Raw genomic sequence first — 22,145 nt, 5'->3', positions numbered from 1 at the left:
TTTGGGCGCGAGCGGGTAAAATCAACCGGATTTGTGCTTTTGAATGTGGAAAAACCCGACTGGCTACGTAGTAGTAGGTATTCACATTCATGTGTGTGGAACTAGGCTAACGCGCACTAGAAACGATCGACCCGGCATCACCCGGGGAATGAATATGAAGGGGAGGATCACTCATATGGATCGTCGTAAGTTTCTGAAAACATCAGCACTGGGCGGCTCGGCCGCTGCAGCCACCACGCTGGCAGCGCCCGCCTATGCGCAAGGCAAGCGCACGCTGACTATGGTCACCTCGTGGGGCCGTGGCCTCGCAGGTGTGTTCGACAGCGCGCAGCGTTGCGCCGACAGCATTACCACAATGTCGGATGGCGACCTGAACGTTGAAATCAAAGCCGCCGGTGAACTGGTTGGTGCCTTTGAGGTGTTTGACGCGGTATCGTCCGGTCAGGCCGATATGTACCACGCGGCAGACTACTACTTTGTGGGTCAGCACCCGGGCTATGCATTCTTCACCGCTGTTCCGTTCGGCATGACCGCACAGGAACTGGTGAACTGGTACTACCATGCCGGCGGCATGGAGCTGCATGATGAACTGGGCGAAATCTTCGGCCTGAAATCCTTCCTGGCCGGTAACACTGGCGCGCAGGCAGGTGGCTGGTACTCGAAAGAGATCAACAGCCCCGAAGACTTTAACGGCCTGAAATTCCGCATGCCGGGTCTGGGTGGCAAGGCGCTGGGCAAACTGGGCGCATCCGTTCAGAACATTCCGGGTTCGGAAGTGTATCAGGCGCTGTCGTCCGGTGCTATTGACGGAACCGAGTGGATTGGTCCCTGGGCTGACGAAAAAGCGGGCTTCCAGGAAATCACCAAAACCTACTACACCGCGGGCTTCCATGAGCCGGGTGCGGGTCTGTCGCTGGCCACCAACCGCGAGGTTTATGACAGCCTGTCCGCCGCGCAGCAGAAGATCATCGAGATCGCAGCTGCCGAGTGCCACCAGTGGAACCTGGCACAATTCCTGGCCAACAACGGTGCAGCGCTGCAGCGTCTGCAGGCCGGTGGTGTCAAGGTCATGGAATTCCCGGACAGCGTTTGGGACGCGTTTGGCGCAGCCAGCCAAGAAGTTCTGGACGAAAACATGGGTGATGAGCTGTTCAAGCGCATTCACGACAGCGCTATGGAGTCGATGGCAGCATCGTCGGCATGGAACAACCTGTCGTCGGGTGTCTACACCTCGCAGCGTGACCGCGTACGCGGCTAAGCAATCCGCTCAATGCAATCGGTTCCCCCGTCATCGGGGGAGCCTTTCCTGTTGCACATAAGCGGCCCGGACATGCCGTCATAACCAAACGTGCAACCGATGCGACCTGGGGACAACATGCAGGACGAAAACGGTATCTCGTTCTTCGGCGCCCTGTGGAATGGACTGGTCTGGTTCATTCAGAACATTGCCGAAGCCTTCTATAATTTCGGATACGCCATCACGCATCCGCAGCTCTGGCTGGACTGGTCGAACAAAGAAGCAATCATGCGCTTTGTTTATTATGGCGGGTCTGTCGAGTTCTTCTTCGTGATCTTCGCGCTGTTTCTGGTGCTGACGGCCATTGGTCTTTACTATCGGAACTTCATGTGGGGAATGGTGCGCGGGCTCGAGGGCTTCGCCAATACCACTGGCCGCTTCTTTGCGTGGGCGGGATTGCTGATGGTAATTCAGCAGATCGTTATCGTATTCATGCAGCGGGTGTTCACACGGCCGGATATGTCCTTTGGGCTGGGTATCCCTTTTCAAATGGATATCAGTTGGTTCGCCGAAGAACTTAAACTCTACAACGCCATGGTTGTGTGCCTTTGCTGCACCTACACATTCGTGCAGGGCGGCCATGTGCGCGTTGACCTGATTTATGCGGGCATCAGTCACAAGGCCAAACGCGTCGTTGATATGTGCGGGGCGGTTCTGTTCATGATGCCCATGGCCGTTCTGACCTGGATGTATGGATGGTACTTCATGTGGCGGCACCTGATCGTGCCGAAACCCTCGGCCAGTGACACGCTGGATAGGCTTGTGGCCAAGTCCCGAGCGCTGCGTTGGAACGTGGAAACCATCGGGTTTAGTCCCAACGGGTTCAACGCCTACTTCCTGTTCAAAATCCTGCTGGTGGCCTTTGCCGCCATGGTGTTCCTGCACGCGATTGCGTTCCTGTATCGCTCGTATCTGGAATACGTGGAAGGGCCGGAAAGTGAAGGAAAATACCTCGACAAGGACAGCCTTGGCGAGGGTGAAGAAGCCTACGAAGGCGCGCATTAGGGACGGAGAACCAGACAATGCTATTCGGACTTGATGGCGTCGAGATAGGCCTCATTATCGTATTTTTCTGCCTCTTCGGAGGCATTCTTTCGGGTTTCCCCGTGGCCTTTGCCATCGGTGGGGCCGGGGTGATTTCGTTCGGGATTATCGCTGCATTGGATAGTGCCGGACTGTTGATCCACCAGGCGATCGACACCGGCTCGCAAGCCTACCGCGACGTGGTGAATTCTGGCGTCAAACCTGATGTGATATCCGTGTTCCGATACCCGGATTTGCCAAGGATCGCCGAGCCGGTCTTTGTACAAGGCTGGGAAACCGCGCTGGACCGGAATGTTTCCTTCATCGTGAACCGCATGAACGAACGTGTTCTGGCCGGGCAGTCGATCGAGACGCTGCTGGCGGTGCTGATGTTCGTTCTGATGGGCATCACGCTGGAGCGTTCAAAAATTGCAAACGACCTGCTGACCACGATGGCGCGCGTCTTTGGCCCGCTGCCCGGTGGCCTTGCGGTCTCGATTGTGGTCGTGGGCGCGTTCCTTGCTGCCTCGACCGGTATCGTCGGCGCGACCGTTGTTACCATGGGACTGTTGGCCCTGCCGACCATGCTGCGGAACAACTATTCGCCGGAATTGGCGACAGGTGTGATCGCGGCCTCGGGTACGTTGGGGCAGATCATTCCACCCTCCATCGTGATCGTTCTGCTAGGTACACTGGCTGGCGACCTCTATTCGACCGCGCAGGAAACGCGCGCGGTTGAGGCCGGGTGCACCGACGCGCTGACCTATCTGGGCGAGCCTGCAGTTGTTTCGGTGGGTACATTGTTCCAGGCGGCGTTGCTGCCTGGGATCATGTTGGCGCTGCTCTACGCGCTTTATGCCTTTGGCTATGCGCTGTTGAACCCGGAAAAGGCCCCGGCAGTTGAATTGTCGGGAGGCTCGGGTGAAACCATCACGCGCTCGGAAGGGCTGACCTGGCTGCTGGGCGCTCCGGTTGCTCTGATTGTTGGCGCGGTGCTTTTGGGAAGCGCGGGAGTGATTGGCAGCCAGAACATCTCGGTCTCGGCATTTACGGATATCGGGCAGGGCGCCTCGCTGCGCACGAACGTGTCCGAAGAGTGTAAGGCTTCGATGATCGAACTGCATGGGCAATCAGCCTGGGATCAGGCCGTGGCCGAGCAGGAAGCGATTGACGAAGCAGGTGGTTCGTCCGAAGCGCAGCGTCTGAGCGAAGAGGAACTGGCTGCTGCGCAAGAGGCCAAGATCGCCGCTGCAGCGCCAATCGGCAACGGCGTCGCCGTTATTGTGGTACTGCTGGGTCTGACACTGGTGCTGGGTCGCGGGATTGCACCGTCGCAAGCGCCGCAGCCTCTGATCGTCGGAGCGATTGGCCTGTTGCTGATGCTGTTGGTCGACGTGTTGCTGATCGCGCCAACGACTTCGTCCGGGGCTACGTTCCTGATACTCGCCATACCTTTTGCGCTCGCAATGCATGGGTGCAAAGAAGCTGCCGCCCGTTGCGCGACCAATGATCTGATCCGTGTGGTCTTCCCACCGCTGGTGCTGATCATCGCGGTGTTGGGTTCGATCCTTGGCGGTGTCACCAACCCTACGCCGGCTGCGGCACTGGGGGCGGGTGGAGCGATCATGCTAGCGGCCTATCGGAAACTTCAGGATCAGAACCGGTCGGGCAAAGTGATCATCTGGTCAACCTTCGCAGTGATCATCGCACTGGTGATGGGAGTGAACTTTGATCTGCGCATCAATCAGGGCAATGTTTCGGTTGAAAGCTGGATCGCGTTCATCATCGCCTATTCGGCCTACCTCTATGCGCTGTTCGGCTTGATCTACGGCTGCTGGGTGCTGTTCTCAAGCGGGGTTCTGACACCGGTGGTGCGTGAGACAGCGAAGGTGACGTCGATGGTCTTCACCATCCTGATCGGATCGCAACTGCTGAACCTGGTGGTGATTTCCTTTGGTGGAGAGCACTATATCCAGCAGTTCCTGCGCAGCTTTGATAATGAATTCACGGTCTTCCTGATCGTGATGCTGGTGCTGTTCATTCTTGGCTTTGTGCTGGATTTCCTTGAGATCATCTACATTGTGATCCCGATCGTGGGCCCCGTAATCTATGGCGGATCGTTTGATCCGAAATGGGTGACCATCATGGTGGCGGTGAACCTGCAGACCTCGTTCCTGACGCCGCCGTTCGGGTTTGCGCTGTTCTACCTCAGGGGCGTTGCGCCGAAAGAGGTCACAACGGGCCATATCTATCGTGGCATCATACCGTTCGTGATCATTCAGGTTGTGGGCATTGCAATCCTGTGGTTCTTCCCCACGATTGTGACTATCGTTCCTGACCTGATCCCGAACTGATCTGCAGCTTAATCTAACGAAAACGGAGGCCCATTCGGGCCCCCGTTTGTTTTTCAGGAATGTGACTGCGGGTGTGTCAGCCTTTCAAACTCCGCTTCAGTGGCATGATCGATTGCAAGGTCTGTGGTCTCGACAAGTCCGGCATTGGGATTGTCGAACGTGGCCTTGTCCAGCTTGCCGACCTTTTGCCCGACAATGGTGGTCACCACCGCATCGCCAGTGACATTCACAACCGTCCGCATCATATCGAGGATCCGGTCGACGGCCAGAATGATGCCGATGCCTTCCAGCGGCATACCCAACTGGTTCAGAACCATCGCAAGCATCACTATCCCCACGCCCGGCACACCTGCGGTGCCGATCGAAGCCAGAACCGAGATCGAGATCACGGTCAGGTATCCGCTCAGCCCCAGATCAATGCCATAGGCGTTGGCCAGGAATACCGTTGCCACACCATGCATAATTGCGGTGCCGTCCATGTTGATCGTCGCCCCCAGTGGGATACCGAAAGATGCGACCGAACGATCAACACCGACGCGCTGCGTAACGCATTGTAAGCTGGCCGGAATTGTCGCGTTCGAGCTTGAGGTCGAGAACGCAAACACCTGCGCCGAGCGCATCTTGCGCAGGAATACCCGAGGGCTCAGCCCGGTCGTAAAATACAGCAGCGCCATCAACGTGACACACAGATGGAATACCAGCGTCAGGCTGATCGTGGTCAGATAGCCGATCACCGGTCCGAATAGGCCAAAGCCCTCCATCGCAAAGGTTTGGGCAATCAGGCTGAAGACGCCGATGGGGGCGAAGGCCATGACGATATTGACGATCTTCATCGCCAGTTCATTCATGAACTCGCATCCTTCCACAAAGGCCTTGGCGCGGCTGCCCATCTTTAGCACTGCAATACCAACGACCATCACGTAGAAGATGATCTGCAGCATCTCACCATTGGCCAGAGCGTTGATCGGGTTCTTTGGGATGATGTTCGCCAGTATTTCCCAAGTGGTCTGCGGGTTGGCGACGCTTACGCTATCACCGGCCAGATGCAGGCTCGTGAATCCGGTGCCCGGCCCAATGAGGCCCGCAAAAATCAAGGCAGTTGTCACGGCCAAGGCGGTGGTGGCCAGATAGGTGACGAAGGTCAGCCCTCCGACACGGCCCAGCAATTTGACATCGCCAATGCCGACAACGCCGCACAGCAGTGAGAACACAACCAGCGGCACAACAAGCATCTGAAGTGCATTAAGGAACATTTGCCCAAACATGGACAGCACACCCTGCACAAGTGTTGCGTTGAGCGCAGCGATATCGAGATAGTTCAAGACCAGACCAAAGATCGAGCCCAAGGCGAGCGCGACCAGAATCTGGGTCGTCAGCGTGGCCGAAACCAGTCGGCGTGCGGCATATGTCATTTTCCCCCTCCTTCAGAACCTCTGCGACAGGGTGGGAGGCCTGCCGTAGCGACAATAAAGCCAGCCCGGTCAGCGTCTGATTGAGCTGCGGGTTTCAGGTTTGGGCTGGACGTTTAGAAGTGCGGCTAATTTGGTGACCTTGCGTCAACTTTCAATCGCACGGGCTGGGGAAGGTCGATTAAGATTGTTTAACAATTGGGCGCAGCATGGCGGAAGGTAGTTTAACGTGATGAAAAAAATGTATTTATTTTGTCGATACAGGTGCTGAAAATTCGATCAAATCCCAACGATTTCCGAAAGGATCCCGCCAGACTGCGACAATTCCATAGGGTTCATGGCGCGGGCGCTCTTCAAATCCTACGCCTGCTTCCAGCATCGCCGCGTGATCGCGGTAGAAATCATCTGTTTCGAGGAAAAAGCCAACGCGCCCACCGGTTTGATTGCCAACCGATGCGATCTGTTCCGCGCCCACAGCCTGGGCCAGCAACAACGAAGCACCATCCGAGCCCGGAGGCGTGATCCGCACCCAGCGTTTACCATCGCCCAGATCAATATCCTGCGTCAGAGTAAAGCACAGCACTTTGGTGTAGAACGCGATCGCTGCGTCATAATCCGGGACGACCAGCGTCACCGCATGAAGGCTCTGACGCATGATAGATTAACCTTTGGTGGGGTGGCGGTCAGGCAGTTGGATGTTGGCCACCTGCTCGGCAATCGGGGCCGACGAAAGGGGGTGGTGGGCCGTATGGTCACACTGCTCGGGATTTTTAATTCGCTGCCATTCACCCTGCATATAGACCTGCAAGCCCGCGAATTTGGCCTTGTATCCCATCTTGGGGCTGCCGGGCACCCAATAGCCCAGATAAATATAGGGCAACCCAGCCTCGCGCGCGATCTCGATATGGTCGAGAATCATGTAAGTGCCCAGCGAGCTTTGCTGGAACTCTGGATCGTAGAATGAGTAAACCATGCTCAGCCCGTCATCCAGTACATCGGTCAAACTGACGGCGATCAGCTCGCCGGTTTCAGGATCGGCATATTCTACGACCCGGCTGCGGATCGGGGTTTCCTCGATCATCGCGGCGAATTCGAAGACATCCATATCGGCCATGCCGCCATCCGCATGGCGCGCGTCCAGATACCGACGGAACAGGTCGAACTGTTCATCCGTTGCCCAGGGCGATGTTGCACGTCGGATCAAGTAGGAATTGCGCTTGTGGGCCCGTTTTTGGCTTTTGCTTGGCTGAAAGGCTGACACATCGATACGGGCAGACAGACAGGCGGCGCAGTCGGTGCAGGACGGGCGATACAGTACGTTCTGCGAGCGGCGAAATCCTTGTTGCGAAAGGCAATTGTTCAATTGATCCGCACCTTCCCCCTGTAGGGCGGTGAACAGTTTGCGCTCCATCCTGCCCTCAAGGTAAGGGCAGGGCTGGGGTGCCGTCACATAGAATTGTGGCGCAATTGGCAGCGTGTGTCGCATGAAGGTCCCGCATTTCCTCGGAACCGATGATAGCAACGGTTTTTGGCGCAGCCAAGTGTTTCACTCAGGTGTTTTTAGGCGCGCTGGTTGATCATCACGGTGCCGAGGAAGGCATCGGTCAGGCCCTGACAGCGGGCGCTGGTCATCATCATGATGACCGAAATGATCTGTAGTACCGGGATCGCCATGCTGACAAAGTAACCTGCCGTATGTGCAATGGCTTTCCCCGTATCCATTCGGGCGCCAAAGGCGTCACGCAATTCTATCCCCATGAAGCGCATCCCCAGCGTGGCCGAGCCGTTGGCGATGGTAACAACGCGATAGACAAAGCTGATGACTGCGTAGATCAGCGCCAATATGAAGAAGCCCATGCCAAAGGTCAGCAGAATCGCAACTGTACAGAGCAATGAGATAAAGGCGATGTCGAACAGCCACGCGAAAAAGCGCTTGGTCGCTACGGATTGGTAGAATTCGGGTTGGCTGTCGGGGTCAGGCAGATGAGACATAGACTGTAATCCGGGTATTGTGCAGAAACACCCTGTCCCGATGGGCGGGACAGGGCAAGCCGCAATTAGGCAGGTTGTTCGCCGTTTTCGTCATCACGATTATCGCGGGCGCGTTCGTCCATGAACTCGTCGAACTCGGCCTTGTCCTTGGCTTCGCGCAGGCGGTGCAGGAACGCCTCAAAGTCTTTCTGTTCGCGCTCCAAACGCGCCAGGGTGTCGGCCTTGTAGGCGTCAAACGCGCTGTTGCCCGAAGGTTTCATGGCGCTCATGTGGCTGTTCCACGACGAACGGCGGCTGCAGGATTTGCTGAACATGCGTTTGCTCCAGATCATATAGGCAAGAAAGGCCAGGCCGATGGGCCAGAAGAAGATAAAGCCAAGGACCATTGCGGCGATCCAGGCGCCTTTGCCCTTGCTATCAAGCCAGGCTTCGCTTCGGTGCAGCCATCCCGGATTTTGGGGAACGGCGTGGTCGGACAATGCGGTCATGTGCTCTCTCCAGTTAGGATGTAAATGCTTTTCACATTACCAAGATGGGAGGGGGGATAGGTGGTTGCAAGGGGGTATGTGAAAAAGATTTACATTTTTCGGAATCCAGCGTCTGACCGGGCGGATCAATCAGCGGGGTGAAGCGCGCCATGGTTTTATTCAAATTTCGACATGGATAATTGCAGCAAGTCGTTTTCTGGTTTCTTCGCTCACTGGTCCCCGGATCAAAGCCGCCTATCTGGGCGGAGAAGTGTGAGGACGCTGTGAAACTGCTTGTTGTAAATCCCAACACCACCGCCTCCATGACGCGAAAGATCAAAGAAGCTGCACGGGCCGCTGCGCATTCCGAAACCACGATCATTGCCGCCAATTCGCAAGAAGGCCCCGCCAGCATTCAGGGCTATCTGGAGGTCTCTACCTGTGTTCCCGGTCTTCTGGAGGTCGTGAAGGCGCATGCTGATGCGGACGCAATTGTTGTTGCTTGTTTCGATGATACCGGAGTCGACGCCGTGCGCTGCGTCACTTCGGCGCCAGTCATCGGCGTTGGGGAGGCGGCCTACCACGCGGCTTCCATGATCAGTCCAAAATTTAGCGTCATCACCACTTTGTCCCGATCTCTAGCAGGGCTAGAGGCAAACTTGTTGCGATACGGCTTAGATCGCAGATGTGTCAGGGTTCGGGCTTCGGATGTGCCGGTTTTGAAGCTGGAGGAAAACGACCCCAAGACCATCGATATAATACGGGCAGAGATACGCGCCGCAATCGAAGAAGACCGAGCGGAAGCGATTGTTCTGGGCTGCGCTGGCATGACAGATCTGATGTCACAACTGTCCGAAGAGTTCGGCCTGCCGGTGGTAGATGACGTTGCATGTGCCGTCACTTTTGCCGAAGCCCTTGTCAAATCCAGATTGACGACGTCAAAGCTTTGTTCTTATTCCTAGCCGGTTTTTTTACTAGTTGCGTCAGAGGTCGAGTGGTAGCAATGGTATGTTGCTTATCAAAATTGTTAATTGATGCGTTCAATCGTTGAAATTAGTTGATGCACAAGATCATTTGCCGCGGCGGATGGCAGGCAATGCGCAGGGCGCATGATTGAAATATTTAGCGCAACATCGGGAAAGAATGCTCGAAAGACAACCGAAGGCGATTATTACTGCCCGTTGATGTATCCGCTCACGGTGGTCGGGTCGCAAAGACTATGGCAAAGCTCTTTTTCGACCAGTCAAGTCAGGGTGAAAGGCTCTGAGTTCGAAGCCGTGTTCGAACCGAGCTTACTACAGAACGAAGGCAACGAGGGTTGCGATCAGGTTCGGGTCCCCCAACTGAATCGCTGCCCTTGGGCGGCCTAATAGCGATTTGGTGTCCCGTGTATATCCTAGAATTACGGGCACAAAATCTGGGCTGGAGCATCAGCGTATATCTGCGTCCAGAAATTCAGTGCACGGCGACAACGCCTCATAGTAGGCATAGCCCGCTGGTTTGCCCTTGATCTACGCCAGCCGGTCCGACGCGATGTCCATGGCCCAGATGTCATTCATACGCTCAACCTCAGATCGGCTGGGTCAGCGCGCTCAAATCAGCGGGGGTAACGCTCGACGAAAGGTAAGTGACGCATATGATCCGCAAAGGTCAAATCATACCCAGAACCTGTCCGTTTCATCAATTCGCTGAACCAGCCGCTTAACAATCTAAACCTTAGCAACGGACGCCACGAGGTTTCGCAGTTCACGAGTTTCCGTTGTCCAGTTTTGAAGCGTAATAGAAGGCAATCGCCTGCGCGCGGTTCTTGATCGACAGCTTGTCGTAAATGTTCGACAGATGGAACTTTACCGTGTTGGTCGAAATCTGCAGCTCTTTCGACAATTCCTTGTTGGACATGCCCTGCGCCAGTGCCTCAAGGATAGCGAGTTCCTTGCGCGACAGAGTCTGCAACGGGTTTTGATGCATTTTGCGCACGTCGATATAGGGAAATACCATTTTGCCCTTAGCGACATCGACACAGGTTTCCAGCAAGCCTTCGACCTCGCCCGAACGCGGCGCGAACCCTGCGGCCCCGGCCTGCATAGCCTGACGCGGTACGTCCCCAGCCTCGTCCCCATAGACCACAAAGCGTGGCGCGTTGGTCTGCTCGCGCAGAACCTCAATCAGTTTTGCCGCGCCCAAAGCAGGAAGTTCCCAGGACACGATCCCCACCTGAACCGGCACCCGCATGACTGTGCCCAGAAATCCCTCGGCGGTCGCTGAAGTGGCCACCAGAGAGAATCGCGGGTCGCGCTCGAAGATCTCGGACATGGCCGACAGCACCAAAGGGTTGTTGTTGGCCAGCATGACATCAATGGGGCGTTGAGATGTGTCGGACATTGTTTTCCCGTCTGATTTTATCTAAACCTACCCATTTTGGTGGGGATGCTTTCAGTATACATTGGCATATTTACCAAAATGGGTAGGTTAATACCCACCTAACAAGATATGCTAAAGCTGTAGTAAGTTACGTTGTGCCCCGGCGCAAGTTTCAGTTTTCCTCTGGGTCAAGGCGATCGGCGGTATCGAACACACCCGACGCACAGGAGGAGCACATGACGTTTCAGATTTATCCAACGCTCGACATCCCCGAGACGCTGGCCGCTGGCCCAGGACCGGGAAACACCGACGCACGTGTTTTGCAGGCGTTTGCCAGCGCCGGCGTTGCCGACCACATGCAGAGCGACGTGCTGCGTGGCATGATCGAATGCAAGCACATGCTGCGTCTGATCTGGGGCACCGCCAACACCCATACCTTCGCGGTTGCTGGCACCGGATGGAGTGGGCTGGACACCATGTTCTCGGCGGTGATGCCGGGTGACAAGGTTGTGGCCTTCACCAATGGCACCTTCTCGGGCATCGATGCGATGACTCTGCGGATCAAGGCTGCAACACCGGAAGAGCACGCGACCAACCCTCTGGACCCACAAGCTGCGAGTGTCGCCGTTATTGAGGTTCCTCATGGCCAGCCCGTCACAGGCGAGATGGTCGAAGAGGTGTTGGCCACGCACAAACCGAAGTGGGCCTTCATGGCGCATTGGGAAACCGGGTCGGGTCGGGTCAACGACCTGCGTGGCTTCTCGGACGCCTGTGAACGCCACGATGTGATGGGTTTGATCGATGCCGTATCGTCGTTGGGTATCGCGGATTTCAGCATCGATGACTATCCGGGTGTCGCGGGATGGGCCTCGTGCCCGCAAAAAGGGCTGTGCTGCCTACCGCTGACCTATGCGCCGGTCAGCTTCACCGACGCCTATATCGACGCGCTGAAGACCTCCGGCGCCTATACATACGTCCACAACCCGATTTTCGAAGCACGCCACTGGGGCATCGTTGACGGGCAAGACGTGGAAAAGGGCACCTATCACCGTACCCATTCGGGCTATGCGGTCGCCGCCTTCCATGAATCGCTGCGCCTGACTCTGCAGGAAGGGTTGGCCAAACGTGCGCATTCCTATCGCACGCATGAGGCCGTCCTGCGCGACGCCGTCACCGCGATGGGTTGCCAGGTCACATCGGACATGCCCAGCCTTGTGGTGCTGAACCTGCCCGCAGAGCTGGCGGGTCGTGAGATGGAGTTGGTACAGAACTGCCGCGCCCGTGGCTTTGGCATCTGGCCCACGCTCAGCGCCCCGGTTCAAGTCCGTATCGGCATCCTGAACCAGCTAACCCACCAATCGGTCAGTCGCATCGTCAGGCTGTTCGCCCAGGCCATCCGCGAGATGGGCGGCTCGGTTGATTTCGAAGCCATCGAAGCACTTTTGGAAAGTCGCTACGGCACATCTATCGCTGCATAACGGGAGGGAATGCAGATGGATATCCATGAATATCAGGCGAAAGAACTTCTTTCGAATTTCGGCGTCGAGGTCCCTTCGGGGGCTTTGGCCTACAGCCCCGAGCAAGCGGCATATCGCGCGCGTGAGTTGGGTGGTGACAAGTGGGTTATTAAGGCGCAAGTCCATGCTGGCGGGCGTGGAAAGGCCGGTGGTGTAAAGCTGTGCAACTCGGAAAGCGAAATATACGAGGCTTGTGACGAGATGTTTGGCCGCAAGCTGGTGACGCACCAGACCGGCCCCGAGGGCAAAGGCATCTACCGCGTCTATGTGGAGGCCGCCGTACCGATTGATCGCGAGATTTATCTGGGCTTTGTGCTGGATCGGTCCAGTCAGCGGGTGATGATAGTGGCCTCTTCGGAAGGTGGGATGGAGATCGAAGAAATCTCATCTGAGCGCCCCGACAGTATCGTCCGCTCAATCGTTGAACCTGCCGTTGGACTGCAGGAGTTTCAGGCCCGCGAAATAGCGTTTAATCTGGGGCTGGAACCTCGCCTAATTCAACACATGGTCCGTACCCTGCAGGGTTGCTATGCTGCGTTCAGCGAGCTGGACGCGACTATGGTCGAGATCAACCCGTTGGTCATCACTGGTGACGACCGTGTGCTGGCGTTGGACGCGAAGATGAGCTTTGACGACAATGCCCTGTTTCGCCATCCGCAGGTTGCTGAATTGCGCGACAAAAGTCAGGAAGACCCGCGCGAAAGCCGCGCGGCGGATCGCGGACTGTCTTATGTCGGACTGGACGGCAATATCGGCTGTATCGTGAACGGTGCCGGTTTGGCCATGGCCACGATGGACACCATCAAGCTGGCTGGCGGTGAACCTGCGAACTTTCTGGACATCGGTGGCGGTGCCTCGCCCGAGCGGGTGGCCAAAGCGTTCCGACTGGTACTGTCCGATGACAACGTTCAGGCGGTGCTGGTCAATATCTTCGCAGGCATTAACCGCTGTGACTGGGTGGCCGAGGGCGTAGTACAGGCGCTGCGCGAGTTGGAAATCGACCTGCCGGTCATCGTGCGTCTGGCGGGTACCAATGTCGAGGAAGGTCAGAAAATCCTGGCCAAATCGGGCCTGCCAATCATCCGCGCGACAACCCTTATGGAAGCCGCTGAACGCGCTGTGGGTGCATGGCGCAACGATCTGTCCCAAAACACCAAGATGAGGGCTGTGTAATGAGCATTCTTCTGGACCGCGACACCCGCGTTATCGTTCAGGGCATCACCGGACGCATGGCGCGCCTGCATACCAAGGATATGGTGCAATATGGCACCAACGTCGTTGGCGGCGTTGTTCCCGGCAAAGGCGGAGAGACCGTCGAAGGCGTACCCGTATTCGACACCGTCAAACAGGCGGTTGAGGCCACTGGCGCCGAGGCTAGCCTTGTCTTCGTGCCTCCGCCGTTTGCGGCGGATTCGATCATGGAGGCCGCAGATGCCGGTATTCGCTATTGCGTCTGCATCACCGACGGCATCCCCGCGCAGGACATGATCCGCGTAAAACGCTACATGTACCGCTATCCTAAGGACAAGCGCATGGTGCTGACCGGTCCGAACTGTGCCGGTACCATCAGCCCCGGTAAGGCGTTGCTGGGCATCATGCCGGGACATATCTACCTGCCAGGCAATGTGGGCATCATCGGACGTTCGGGCACGCTGGGTTACGAGGCCGCAGCGCAGTTGAAAGAGCGCGGCATCGGTGTCTCGACCAGCGTCGGCATCGGCGGTGATCCGATCAACGGCTCGTCCTTCCGCGATATCCTTGAGCGGTTCGAACAGGACGAAGACACCGAGGTCATAGCCATGATCGGCGAGATCGGCGGCCCTCAGGAAGCCGAGGCTGCAGAATACATCCGTGACCACGTCACCAAGCCTGTTGTGGCCTATGTCGCGGGTCTGACCGCGCCCAAGGGCCGGACCATGGGCCATGCTGGCGCGATCATCTCGGCCTTTGGCGAAAGTGCCAGCGAGAAGGTGGAAATCCTGTCGGCGGCTGGTGTGACGGTTGCTGAAAACCCCGCGGTGATCGGCGAGACTATCGCCCGTGTCATGGGAAAGGCTGCGTGATGGTCAAACCTTCGGTCCTTGTCACCCGTCGCTGGCCTGCCGCCGTCGAGGCGCAACTGGCCGAAAACTACAACGCCGTGCTGAATACCGGGGACAATCCGATGTCTCCGGCTGAACTCCGCGACGCGTTGAAGACATACGACGCGGTTCTGCCGACAGTGACAGATACACTGAGCGCCGAGGCGCTGGACGTACCAACCGCACAAACCAAGATTTTGGCGAACTACGGCGTGGGTTACAGCCACATCTGTGAACCGGCGGCCCGAGATCTGGGTATGACGGTCACGAACACGCCGGATGTCCTGTCCGAATGCACCGCTGATTTGGCCATGACGCTGCTGCTGATGGCCGCTCGGCGCGCGGGCGAGGGTGAACGCGAGCTGCGCGCTGGCGGCTGGACCGGCTGGCGTCCGACCCATTTGGTCGGCACCAAGGTCAGCGGCAAGACGCTGGGTATCATCGGCTTTGGCCGCATCGGTCAGGAAATGGCCCGCCGCGCTCATCACGGTTTCGGCATGAAAATTCTCGTACAGAACCGCAGCACCGTGTCGCCAGACGTACTGAAGCAATTCAACGCCACGCAGGTCGAGACAGTGGACGATCTGTTACCGCAGTGCGATTTCGTCTCGCTGCATTGCCCCGGCGGGGCCGCGAACCGGCACCTGATCAACGGGCGCAGGCTGGACTTGATGAAACCCGACGCCTTCCTGATCAACACCGCGCGCGGTGAGGTGGTGGACGAGCGCGCTTTGGTACAGTCGCTGATGTTCGACACGATCGGCGGCGCTGCGCTGGATGTTTTCGACGGCGAGCCGCGCATCAACCCTGACCTGTTGCAATGCGACAACTTGGTGATGCTGCCGCATCTGGGCAGCGCAACAAAAGAATCGCGCGAAGCCATGGGCTTTCGCGTGCTGGACAATCTGGGCGACTTCTTCGCTGGTCGCCCACCCCGTGACCGCGTAATCTGACGAACCCTTCTTCAAAGGAGCAAAACCCATGAGCTTTTATGCCATCGAACAGGCCCCCGCGCGCCTGAACCGCAGCGAACTCGCCGTGCCGGGCAGCCAGCCCGGCATGTTCGAAAAAGCCGCGAACTCGGATGTGGACGTGATCTTCCTAGATCTCGAAGACGCGGTAGCCCCGGATGAAAAAGAGCAGGCCCGCAAGAACATCATTCAAGCCCTGAACGATATCGACTGGGGCAGCAAGACAATGTCGGTGCGCATCAACGGGCTGGATACGCATTACATGTATCGCGATGTTGTGGATGTAGTCGAACAAGCCGGTGAGCGGCTGGACCTGATCATGATCCCCAAGGTCGGCACAGCAGCAGATGTCTATGCCGTCGATATGATGGTCACGCAGATCGAAGACGCGATGGGTTACAAGAAACGCATCGGGTTCGAGCATATCATCGAGACCGCTCTGGGCATGCAGAATGTCAGCGAAATCGCGGCGGCCTCGAGCCGCAATGAGAGCCTGCACTTCGGTGTGGCGGACTATGCAGCCTCGACCCGCGCGCGAACCACGATCATTGGTGGCGTGAACCCCGACTATTCGGTTCTGACTGACCCGGATGGCGATGCTGCGCGCGCAACCCATTGGGGCGATATGTGGCACTACGCGCTCGCCCGTATGGTTGTCGCCGCCCGTGCCAACGGTCTGCGTCCGATTGATGGTCCGTTCGGTGATTTCCAGGATCCTGAAGGCTATAAGGCAGCTGCCAAAAGGGCGGCGGTGTTGGGCTGCGAAGGCAAATGGGCCATCCATCCCAGCCAGATCGCTCTGGCGAATGAGGTCATGTCACCCAGCGATGCCGAAGTCACCAAGGCGCAGCGTATCCTTGTTGCTATGGCCGAGGCCGAGACCGCAGGCAAAGGTGCGGTGTCTCTGGATGGTCGTCTGATCGACTATGCCTCGATCCGCCAGGCCGAAGTGATGGTCGAAAAGGCTCGCCAGATCGCGGCAGCGTGATTTTAGCCCGCATTGGGCACTGAAGTAGGGGTGCGCGCGCTTGCCTCGGCAGGTCCGGGGCAGGCAACATCTGCAGACTTCGGTGGTCATTCAATCGATATGGCTGAAGTCTGCAACACACTACCTTGAACACTCACAGCCTTGCCTGAAAACGATGTTTTTCGGACCAAACCAGATAGGTTCTGTCGCAATCTACGATCCCAACTGTCGCTTGCAAGGTAGTTCTTTTGGCGGCGTTCGCAAAACAGACAGGAGCGGTACGTTCTGATCTTACTCAAGGGAGCACATTTTCCTGATGAAGTGATCTTCCACGCGGTTTTCCACCACCTGCGTTAGCGTGTTTCTTGCCGGGACCCAGAAGAAACCATGTCGGAGCGGAGGGTAGTCTTGGACCACGCTGCACTGAACCGCCTTTTGAAGGAGACCAATAGCAGACCGTCAACTGGATAATACCTTTCGCCAAACAGGCGCTAGATCCACCAACGTCAATGGCCAAAAGACTGCAACGGGTCCCGTTACGACAGAACCAGCTTCTATAAAGTGGCAACGGCGCAAACGCGGTTTTGAACCATGTCAATTTTGACGACGACAGCAGGGGCCAAGACGTTCAATCAGTGTCGCATGATAGGTATTAAGCCAGATGACCTAAGCCTCGGTCAAAAACTGAATCTGCAGCATAGTGGTTTGAACAGGGCACCATGTCAGGTTCGAAAGCTGCATGAACCCGTCATCGACTCGTAAGATCTCGAACAGGTTTACGATCCGGATACCGAACTATTCGGGCACATAAGAGCCTGGTTCGCAATGAAGGGCGATCTTGTGACCGAACGTGATGCCGAGTACGCCATTCTGCGCTTCCGACAAGCGTCATCAGCTCATCTTATACTGACTCACAACTACACGGGTTATCCAATGGTTCGTCAGGCACGTGGCATGGTGCGTGCGGGCGAGCTGGGCAAGCTGCGGTTGGTGCAAGTGGAATATGCGCAAGACTGGCTGACCGTACCCACCGCATCGGACAACAAGCAGTCCGACCGGCGCACCGACCCAATTCGGTCCGGTGCTGGTGCAATTGGTGATATCGGTACTCACGCGTTCAATCTGGCACATTTTGTAACTGCGAAGTGCCATCGCACCTTGCCGCTGACCTTTCAAGCTTGGTTCCGGGCCGCCAGGTGGACGACAACGCCCACGTCTTGATGCGCTATGCTAGTGGCGCGCGTGGAATGCTATGGGCCAGTCACGTGGCCGAGGGAAACGAAAACGGCCTGCGTTTGCGGGTTTATGGCGAACGTGGTGGTCTGGAGTGGTCACAGGAACAACCTAACCACCTACAATTCACCCGCGTTGGCCAGCCTATGCAGCTCCTGACACGTGGATCAGGATCGGTGCTGCCGCAAGCCGCCCAACGAGCAACTCGTATCCCTCCGGGCCACCCTGAAGGATATTTGGAAGGCTTTGCAACCCTCTACGCCGAGGCCGCCGAACTGATCCGATGTGAGGATAAGGCGGACCACTTACTGCCCGGTCTTTGTGACGGTTTGTTGGGTATGGCGTTAATCTCAAGCGTACTGGCATCGGTCAAGACGAAGGCCGATGGTGCCGCATGAATGCATAAGGGTTCTACAGCGAAGCCTCCTGAAGTTCTAATAAATGCATCTGACCTGCGGTATAAAGTGGTCAGTTCTTTGAGCTTTTGAAAGGAACAGACTCCAAGCGTTAGCTGACCTTTACGGATCATGTGCGCGACCTCGATTGTCGGCAAAAAAGTGCGGGGCGATACTTGTAGTAAAGCGTCCACATTGGCCGACATTGTCGCAAACAACTTCAAACTGGAATACAGATTTGAATCAGTTTCAGTTTGCTCACACCTTTGATGGGTTGGCATTGAGGGCCAGACAGAAAATGGCCTCCGAAATACCGGAGGCCAATCAAAGATATTAGCTCAACCTCTATTCGGCCGGCATAGTCGTTGCGTCAGCTGAGATTGTTGTCGCGATGCCCGCTGCTTCGCGCCGCCCATCATTCCAGATTGCTTTGATCAGTGCGATGCACATCAACGCCATTACAATTGAGAAGGGCAGTGCACCTATCACCATTGCGGTCTGAATTGCTCCGGTACCACCTGAGACAAGCAAGCCCCCTACAACAAGTGCCAGAGCTGCGCCCCAGAACATGATGTGAGGCCTTGCCTTGGGACCTTCATCGCCAGCCGCGTTGATTGTATTCACGATCAGCACGGCCGAGTCCGCAGACGTGACGAGGAACGTCATCAGTAGAACAACAATCACAGCGGCCATCGCCCACGCCAATGCTTCTGCAATCGGAGCAAGCATGTGTTCCGTCATTGCAAAGATCTTGTCGCCGTTCGCCGCATCTAGGATGACGCCGTTTGCGTCTCCGTTCAGTTCCAGATCGATTGCCGTGCCTCCGGCCCAGGCGAACCAGACAAAGCACATCAGCGCGGGGACGATCATCGCGCCCAACACGAATTCACGGATTGTCCGGCCTCTGGAAATCCGCGCCAGGAACAAACCGACGAAAGGTGCGAACGCGATCCACCACGCCCAGTAGAAGACCGGCCACCAGCCCTGCCACTGCGCAAGAAGGAACGCTTCCGACCCTTCAACACCATCAGATGTGTATACGTTGAAGCTCAGCCATGGCAGCGCGACCACATAGTCCCATATGCCTACAAAAAACGCTTTGGCGCCAAAGAAGGTCGCTCCGAACAGGATGAAGAACCCCAGAAGGAAGATCGACAGGCCCATATTGATGTTCGATAGCCATTTGATGCCCTTGCCAACACCGGACAGGGCCGACAAGGTCGACGCGCCCATGATGACAAGTAGAGCGACGACGATACCCAAGTTTGTCGCAGAACCATCGGGCTGTGCGAGCCCACCGATGCCGATGCGTGTGAGACCTGCAACGAACTGTTCAACACCGAAGCCGAGCGTCTGGGCTACCCCAAGAATAGTGGCGACAACGGCGACGATGTCGATCAGATGACCGAGGTTGCCCGACAGTGATTTACCAAACAGTGGGGTCAATGAGGAGCGGATCGTCAGCGGCAGTCCGCGACGATAGCTGAAGAAAGCAAGCGCCAAGCCAGCTATCGCATAGCATGCCCACGCCCCGAAACCCCAATGTAGGTATGACCAAACATACGCCGTTCGGACATTGTCTGCATCCAGTGCAGTCGTCACCCCCTGAATAACGGATGGATTGTTCTTGAAATGCGCGACAGGTTCGGCGACCGCCCAAGTTAACATTCCGACACCGATGCCCGCGCCAAACATCATCGAGAACCAGGAAAAGTTAGAGAACTCGGGTTTCTCGCCCTCTACGCCAAGTTTCATACGTCCAGCAGTTGGCCAGATGGCCAGCCCAATACAGACGATGACAAACCCGGTAACAACCCAGATATACCAGGCAGCAAACTGCGAAAGAATGGCGGCATTCCAATCGCCAAGAATTCTACCAGCCTGTGTTGGCCAGACTATGCACCAAACAACCAGCAGGCTGATGACGATCTTGCTGATCACCGTCACGTTGACGCTGAACCCCCGGTAAAAACCGTTGTCAGCGGTTTTTATCGGAAGTTCCGATAGCGGTGGTTTCATTGACATTTGTATTCCTCCCTTTGAATCTCCACTTCACGCGTCGAGCGCGACCGGGCCTTTCGGCCAACTGCAACAGGCCAGCACATACCCTTGCTCGGTATCACCGGGTTGCAGGCCGCCCATGTCCTGCATCTCAACATCGCCCTGAGTGAGGCGCACTTTGCAGTTGCCGCAAACGCCCTGCTGGCAGGCCGAGTCGATCCAGACGCCTGCGTTCAGCGCAGCCTCTAGCAAGGTCTCGCCCTCGGCGGCATGACCGTGCAGACCGCTGAGTGAGAAATAGACCTCACCCCCCGTGCCGCTGCTTTCTTCGATAGTGATCTTTTCGCCAAAGCTTTCTTCGTGGACAGCGGCAAACGGAATGACAGAAGCCACATCACGGGCTGCTTTCATGAACCCTTCGGGACCGCACATGAAAATGCTGCGCTCGGCGTGATCAGGCACAAGTCGCTGCAGCAAATCTGCCGATATCTGACCGATTTCACCCTCAAACCCATCATTCGCTTCATCCACAATGGTATGGATGGTCACGTTGGCGAAGCGTCGGTTCAAAAACTCAAGCTGGTCGTGGAAAATGATGTCCCTAGGCGAGCGAGCGAAATGCACGAAAACGATGTCTTTCGGCAAGGTCACGTCGGTGACGTATTGCAGCATCGACATGACCGGGGTGACACCCGAGCCACCGGACAGGAACAATGGCTTATCGCTGGGGATATCCACCCAGTTGAAGCCACCGGTGATATCTGCAATCTCGATCTCTGTTCCGGGGACCATCTGATCGTTCAGATAGTTGGACACAATCCCACCGGGCACGCGCTTGACGGTGACCTGAATGTTGTGGGGCCGGGTCGGCGTGGACGAGATCGAATAGGCGCGTACATGCTGCTTGCCCTCGATCTCGAAACAGAAGGTCACGTATTGGCCTGGTTTGAAGTCGAAGCTGCGGCTTTGCGTGTCTTCAAAGACGAAGGTCTTGCTGTCATGCGTTTCATCGATCACCGCTTTGCAGGTCAAAGTGGCAGGCCCACCTGCGTAGCAGGGTTGGTTGTTGGCTGAACTCAGGGAAAACGGACTGTCCGTCGCAACGAGCATCTTGCGGAAACCTCCAGAATAGGGTTCGCGCGAGGATAATGGTGCGAGGGGACTGAAAAACGGTGCAGAATTGCGGTATCAATCGGTTAAAGCGATTGATCTGTGTTGGATTAGTTCTTTGAACAGGGTGACAGCTTGCGCCACCAGCGGGTCATGGCGTTTTCGAACGTGCACGATGGAATAGATGGGCTGTGGGATCACCGGTGCGTCAGTAACCTGTTGCAATGTTGGATACTCGGCACACAGACCCGGTGCGGCAAATCCGGGGAAATATGCCGTTCCGCCGCTGGCTTTTAGGAAATCCAAAGCCAGATCATTGCTGCCCACCAGGGTCGAGCTTTGCGGCTGATCCAAAAACGCCTCGTCATGCTGGCGGTCAAAATATGATGTGTAGGCTACCTGAATGTAGCGCGTCCATGGAACGTCCTCGATCCGGTCACAATCGGTGGACAGCATTACATAGCTTTCGCTGCCCAATTCGCTGACAAACATGTCAGGCGCCCGCTGCGGGACAAAAACAATACCGATATCGGTCTCGCCGGTCAGAACATCCCGCTGTATCTGTTGTGAGAAATTCGCCTCGAGATACAGGTCCAGATACGGGTTTCTTTCCCTGACTGCCTTAGTCCAGTCTATCAGCACGGATCGGGCCAAACTGAACTGAACTGATATACGCAAGCGTTGCCTGTTGCCGCTGCCACCCGCCTCAACATCGCGTCGTGCCAGACTCCAAGCAGCCAGCAGTGACCGGCAATGGGTCTCAAAGCGGCGCCCGGCGGCCGTGGGTTCAGCCCCGCCGCGCCCCCGTTCGAACAGGCGTGTGTCCAGCTCCTGCTCCAACTGACGGATGCGAGCGCTGACCGTGGATTGGGTCACATTCAGACGTTCGGCGGTGCGGTTGAAGTTCCGCGTTTCCAGAACATCCATGTAGGTCACTAAAAGCTGGCGATTCATTTAATCGGTAATC

Annotated in this window: 20 protein-coding genes; 11 read left to right on the top strand and 9 right to left on the bottom strand. The window is 56.7% G+C overall.

Annotated elements, in window-relative coordinates:
- Positions 1-175: 175 nt before the first annotated feature.
- From ACR0BT_RS04090 to ACR0BT_RS04080, 3 genes are all read left to right on the top strand, one after another.
- Positions 176-1,258 (top strand): TRAP transporter substrate-binding protein, encoded by a 1,083-nt coding sequence (locus ACR0BT_RS04090; RefSeq protein ID WP_170396967.1) that lies wholly within the window; start codon positions 176-178, stop codon positions 1,256-1,258.
- A 117-nt stretch (positions 1,259-1,375) separates the two neighbouring features.
- Positions 1,376-2,302, top strand: a complete 927-nt coding sequence (locus tag ACR0BT_RS04085) for a TRAP transporter small permease subunit (protein WP_170396594.1) — start codon at positions 1,376-1,378, stop codon at positions 2,300-2,302.
- Between the two features lie 17 nt (positions 2,303-2,319).
- On the top strand, positions 2,320-4,674 hold the full coding sequence (locus tag ACR0BT_RS04080; RefSeq protein ID WP_480762583.1) for a TRAP transporter large permease: 2,355 nt from the start codon (positions 2,320-2,322) through the stop codon (positions 4,672-4,674).
- 53 nt (positions 4,675-4,727) lie between these two features.
- On the opposite strand, the gene ACR0BT_RS04075 is transcribed toward ACR0BT_RS04080, so the two are convergent.
- The 5 genes from ACR0BT_RS04075 to ACR0BT_RS04055 form a co-directional block, all read right to left on the bottom strand.
- Entirely contained in the window at positions 4,728-6,086 is a 1,359-nt protein-coding gene (locus ACR0BT_RS04075) for a dicarboxylate/amino acid:cation symporter (RefSeq protein ID WP_480762582.1), read from the bottom strand.
- Positions 6,087-6,330: 244 nt separating this feature from the next.
- A complete protein-coding gene (locus tag ACR0BT_RS04070) occupies positions 6,331-6,738 on the bottom strand; it encodes a VOC family protein (protein ID WP_480762581.1) in 408 nt (135 codons plus the stop codon).
- A 6-nt stretch (positions 6,739-6,744) separates the two neighbouring features.
- Positions 6,745-7,569 (bottom strand): arginyltransferase, encoded by an 825-nt coding sequence (locus ACR0BT_RS04065; protein WP_170396602.1) that lies wholly within the window; start codon positions 7,567-7,569, stop codon positions 6,745-6,747.
- Positions 7,570-7,643: 74 nt separating this feature from the next.
- The gene (locus ACR0BT_RS04060) at positions 7,644-8,075 is read right to left on the bottom strand and encodes an RDD family protein (protein ID WP_170396604.1); all 432 of its coding nucleotides are present in this window, start codon (positions 8,073-8,075) and stop codon (positions 7,644-7,646) included.
- 65 nt (positions 8,076-8,140) lie between these two features.
- The gene (locus tag ACR0BT_RS04055; RefSeq protein WP_170396606.1) at positions 8,141-8,563 is read right to left on the bottom strand and encodes a DUF2852 domain-containing protein; all 423 of its coding nucleotides are present in this window, start codon (positions 8,561-8,563) and stop codon (positions 8,141-8,143) included.
- Between the two features lie 263 nt (positions 8,564-8,826).
- On the opposite strand from ACR0BT_RS04055, the gene ACR0BT_RS04050 reads away from it, so the two are divergent.
- Positions 8,827-9,504 carry an aspartate/glutamate racemase family protein gene (locus ACR0BT_RS04050; RefSeq protein WP_170396608.1) on the top strand — a complete coding sequence of 226 codons (678 nt, stop codon included), beginning with the start codon at positions 8,827-8,829 and terminating at the stop codon, positions 9,502-9,504.
- A gap of 784 nt (positions 9,505-10,288) precedes the next feature.
- On the opposite strand, the gene ACR0BT_RS04045 is transcribed toward ACR0BT_RS04050, so the two are convergent.
- The gene (locus ACR0BT_RS04045) at positions 10,289-10,924 is read right to left on the bottom strand and encodes a response regulator transcription factor (RefSeq protein WP_255612072.1); all 636 of its coding nucleotides are present in this window, start codon (positions 10,922-10,924) and stop codon (positions 10,289-10,291) included.
- A 215-nt stretch (positions 10,925-11,139) separates the two neighbouring features.
- Between ACR0BT_RS04045 and ACR0BT_RS04040 the strand changes: the two genes are divergently transcribed.
- From ACR0BT_RS04040 to ACR0BT_RS04010, 7 genes are all read left to right on the top strand, one after another.
- Positions 11,140-12,381 carry a pyridoxal-phosphate-dependent aminotransferase family protein gene (locus ACR0BT_RS04040; protein WP_480570136.1) on the top strand — a complete coding sequence of 414 codons (1,242 nt, stop codon included), beginning with the start codon at positions 11,140-11,142 and terminating at the stop codon, positions 12,379-12,381.
- A 15-nt stretch (positions 12,382-12,396) separates the two neighbouring features.
- Positions 12,397-13,593 carry a malate--CoA ligase subunit beta gene (locus tag ACR0BT_RS04035; protein WP_170396612.1) on the top strand — a complete coding sequence of 399 codons (1,197 nt, stop codon included), beginning with the start codon at positions 12,397-12,399 and terminating at the stop codon, positions 13,591-13,593.
- A complete protein-coding gene (gene sucD / locus ACR0BT_RS04030) occupies positions 13,593-14,483 on the top strand; it encodes a succinate--CoA ligase subunit alpha (RefSeq protein WP_170613799.1) in 891 nt (296 codons plus the stop codon). The genes ACR0BT_RS04035 and sucD overlap by 1 nt, the downstream gene beginning before the upstream one ends.
- Complete coding sequence (locus ACR0BT_RS04025) at positions 14,483-15,454, top strand: 2-hydroxyacid dehydrogenase (RefSeq protein WP_480762688.1); 972 nt, start codon at positions 14,483-14,485, stop codon at positions 15,452-15,454. The genes sucD and ACR0BT_RS04025 overlap by 1 nt, the downstream gene beginning before the upstream one ends.
- A 28-nt stretch (positions 15,455-15,482) precedes the next feature.
- The gene (locus ACR0BT_RS04020) at positions 15,483-16,460 is read left to right on the top strand and encodes an HpcH/HpaI aldolase/citrate lyase family protein (protein ID WP_480762580.1); all 978 of its coding nucleotides are present in this window, start codon (positions 15,483-15,485) and stop codon (positions 16,458-16,460) included.
- 804 nt (positions 16,461-17,264) lie between these two features.
- Entirely contained in the window at positions 17,265-17,660 is a 396-nt protein-coding gene (locus ACR0BT_RS04015; RefSeq protein WP_480762579.1) for a Gfo/Idh/MocA family protein, read from the top strand.
- Positions 17,636-18,070: a Gfo/Idh/MocA family oxidoreductase gene (locus ACR0BT_RS04010; protein ID WP_480762578.1), complete on the top strand. Its 435-nt coding sequence runs from the start codon at positions 17,636-17,638 to the stop codon at positions 18,068-18,070. The genes ACR0BT_RS04015 and ACR0BT_RS04010 overlap by 25 nt, the downstream gene beginning before the upstream one ends.
- A 342-nt stretch (positions 18,071-18,412) precedes the next feature.
- On the opposite strand, the gene ACR0BT_RS04005 is transcribed toward ACR0BT_RS04010, so the two are convergent.
- From ACR0BT_RS04005 to ACR0BT_RS03995, 3 genes are all read right to left on the bottom strand, one after another.
- Positions 18,413-20,092, bottom strand: coding sequence for a BCCT family transporter (locus ACR0BT_RS04005; protein ID WP_170566031.1), 1,680 nt, complete (start codon positions 20,090-20,092; stop codon positions 18,413-18,415).
- A gap of 27 nt (positions 20,093-20,119) precedes the next feature.
- Positions 20,120-21,178: an FAD-binding oxidoreductase gene (locus ACR0BT_RS04000; protein ID WP_480762577.1), complete on the bottom strand. Its 1,059-nt coding sequence runs from the start codon at positions 21,176-21,178 to the stop codon at positions 20,120-20,122.
- A gap of 78 nt (positions 21,179-21,256) precedes the next feature.
- Positions 21,257-22,132, bottom strand: a complete 876-nt coding sequence (locus ACR0BT_RS03995; RefSeq protein WP_170396625.1) for a LysR family transcriptional regulator — start codon at positions 22,130-22,132, stop codon at positions 21,257-21,259.
- Positions 22,133-22,145: the final 13 nt, after the last annotated feature.

The sequence above is a fragment of the Ruegeria sp. CJ6 genome, assembly GCF_056536665.1.
This window is presented reverse-complemented; position numbering and strand designations above follow the sequence as displayed.

What these genes read in the sequence shown, in the direction of transcription:
- ACR0BT_RS04090 (WP_170396967.1), top strand. Translation starts at nt 176, where the DNA reads ATGGATCGTCGTAAGTTTCTGAAAACATCAGCACTGGGCGGCTCGGCC.
- ACR0BT_RS04085 (WP_170396594.1), top strand. Translation starts at nt 1,376, where the DNA reads ATGCAGGACGAAAACGGTATCTCGTTCTTCGGCGCCCTGTGGAATGGA.
- ACR0BT_RS04080 (WP_480762583.1), top strand. Translation starts at nt 2,320, where the DNA reads ATGCTATTCGGACTTGATGGCGTCGAGATAGGCCTCATTATCGTATTT.
- ACR0BT_RS04075 (WP_480762582.1), bottom strand. Translation starts at nt 6,086, where the DNA reads ATGACATATGCCGCACGCCGACTGGTTTCGGCCACGCTGACGACCCAG.
- ACR0BT_RS04070 (WP_480762581.1), bottom strand. Translation starts at nt 6,738, where the DNA reads ATGCGTCAGAGCCTTCATGCGGTGACGCTGGTCGTCCCGGATTATGAC.
- ACR0BT_RS04065 (WP_170396602.1), bottom strand. Translation starts at nt 7,569, where the DNA reads ATGCGACACACGCTGCCAATTGCGCCACAATTCTATGTGACGGCACCC.
- ACR0BT_RS04060 (WP_170396604.1), bottom strand. Translation starts at nt 8,075, where the DNA reads ATGTCTCATCTGCCTGACCCCGACAGCCAACCCGAATTCTACCAATCC.
- ACR0BT_RS04055 (WP_170396606.1), bottom strand. Translation starts at nt 8,563, where the DNA reads ATGACCGCATTGTCCGACCACGCCGTTCCCCAAAATCCGGGATGGCTG.
- ACR0BT_RS04045 (WP_255612072.1), bottom strand. Translation starts at nt 10,924, where the DNA reads ATGTCCGACACATCTCAACGCCCCATTGATGTCATGCTGGCCAACAAC.
- ACR0BT_RS04040 (WP_480570136.1), top strand. Translation starts at nt 11,140, where the DNA reads ATGACGTTTCAGATTTATCCAACGCTCGACATCCCCGAGACGCTGGCC.
- ACR0BT_RS04035 (WP_170396612.1), top strand. Translation starts at nt 12,397, where the DNA reads ATGGATATCCATGAATATCAGGCGAAAGAACTTCTTTCGAATTTCGGC.
- sucD (WP_170613799.1), top strand. Translation starts at nt 13,593, where the DNA reads ATGAGCATTCTTCTGGACCGCGACACCCGCGTTATCGTTCAGGGCATC.
- ACR0BT_RS04025 (WP_480762688.1), top strand. Translation starts at nt 14,483, where the DNA reads ATGGTCAAACCTTCGGTCCTTGTCACCCGTCGCTGGCCTGCCGCCGTC.
- ACR0BT_RS04020 (WP_480762580.1), top strand. Translation starts at nt 15,483, where the DNA reads ATGAGCTTTTATGCCATCGAACAGGCCCCCGCGCGCCTGAACCGCAGC.
- ACR0BT_RS04015 (WP_480762579.1), top strand. Translation starts at nt 17,265, where the DNA reads ATGAAGGGCGATCTTGTGACCGAACGTGATGCCGAGTACGCCATTCTG.
- ACR0BT_RS04005 (WP_170566031.1), bottom strand. Translation starts at nt 20,092, where the DNA reads ATGTCAATGAAACCACCGCTATCGGAACTTCCGATAAAAACCGCTGAC.
- ACR0BT_RS04000 (WP_480762577.1), bottom strand. Translation starts at nt 21,178, where the DNA reads ATGCTCGTTGCGACGGACAGTCCGTTTTCCCTGAGTTCAGCCAACAAC.
- ACR0BT_RS03995 (WP_170396625.1), bottom strand. Translation starts at nt 22,132, where the DNA reads ATGAATCGCCAGCTTTTAGTGACCTACATGGATGTTCTGGAAACGCGG.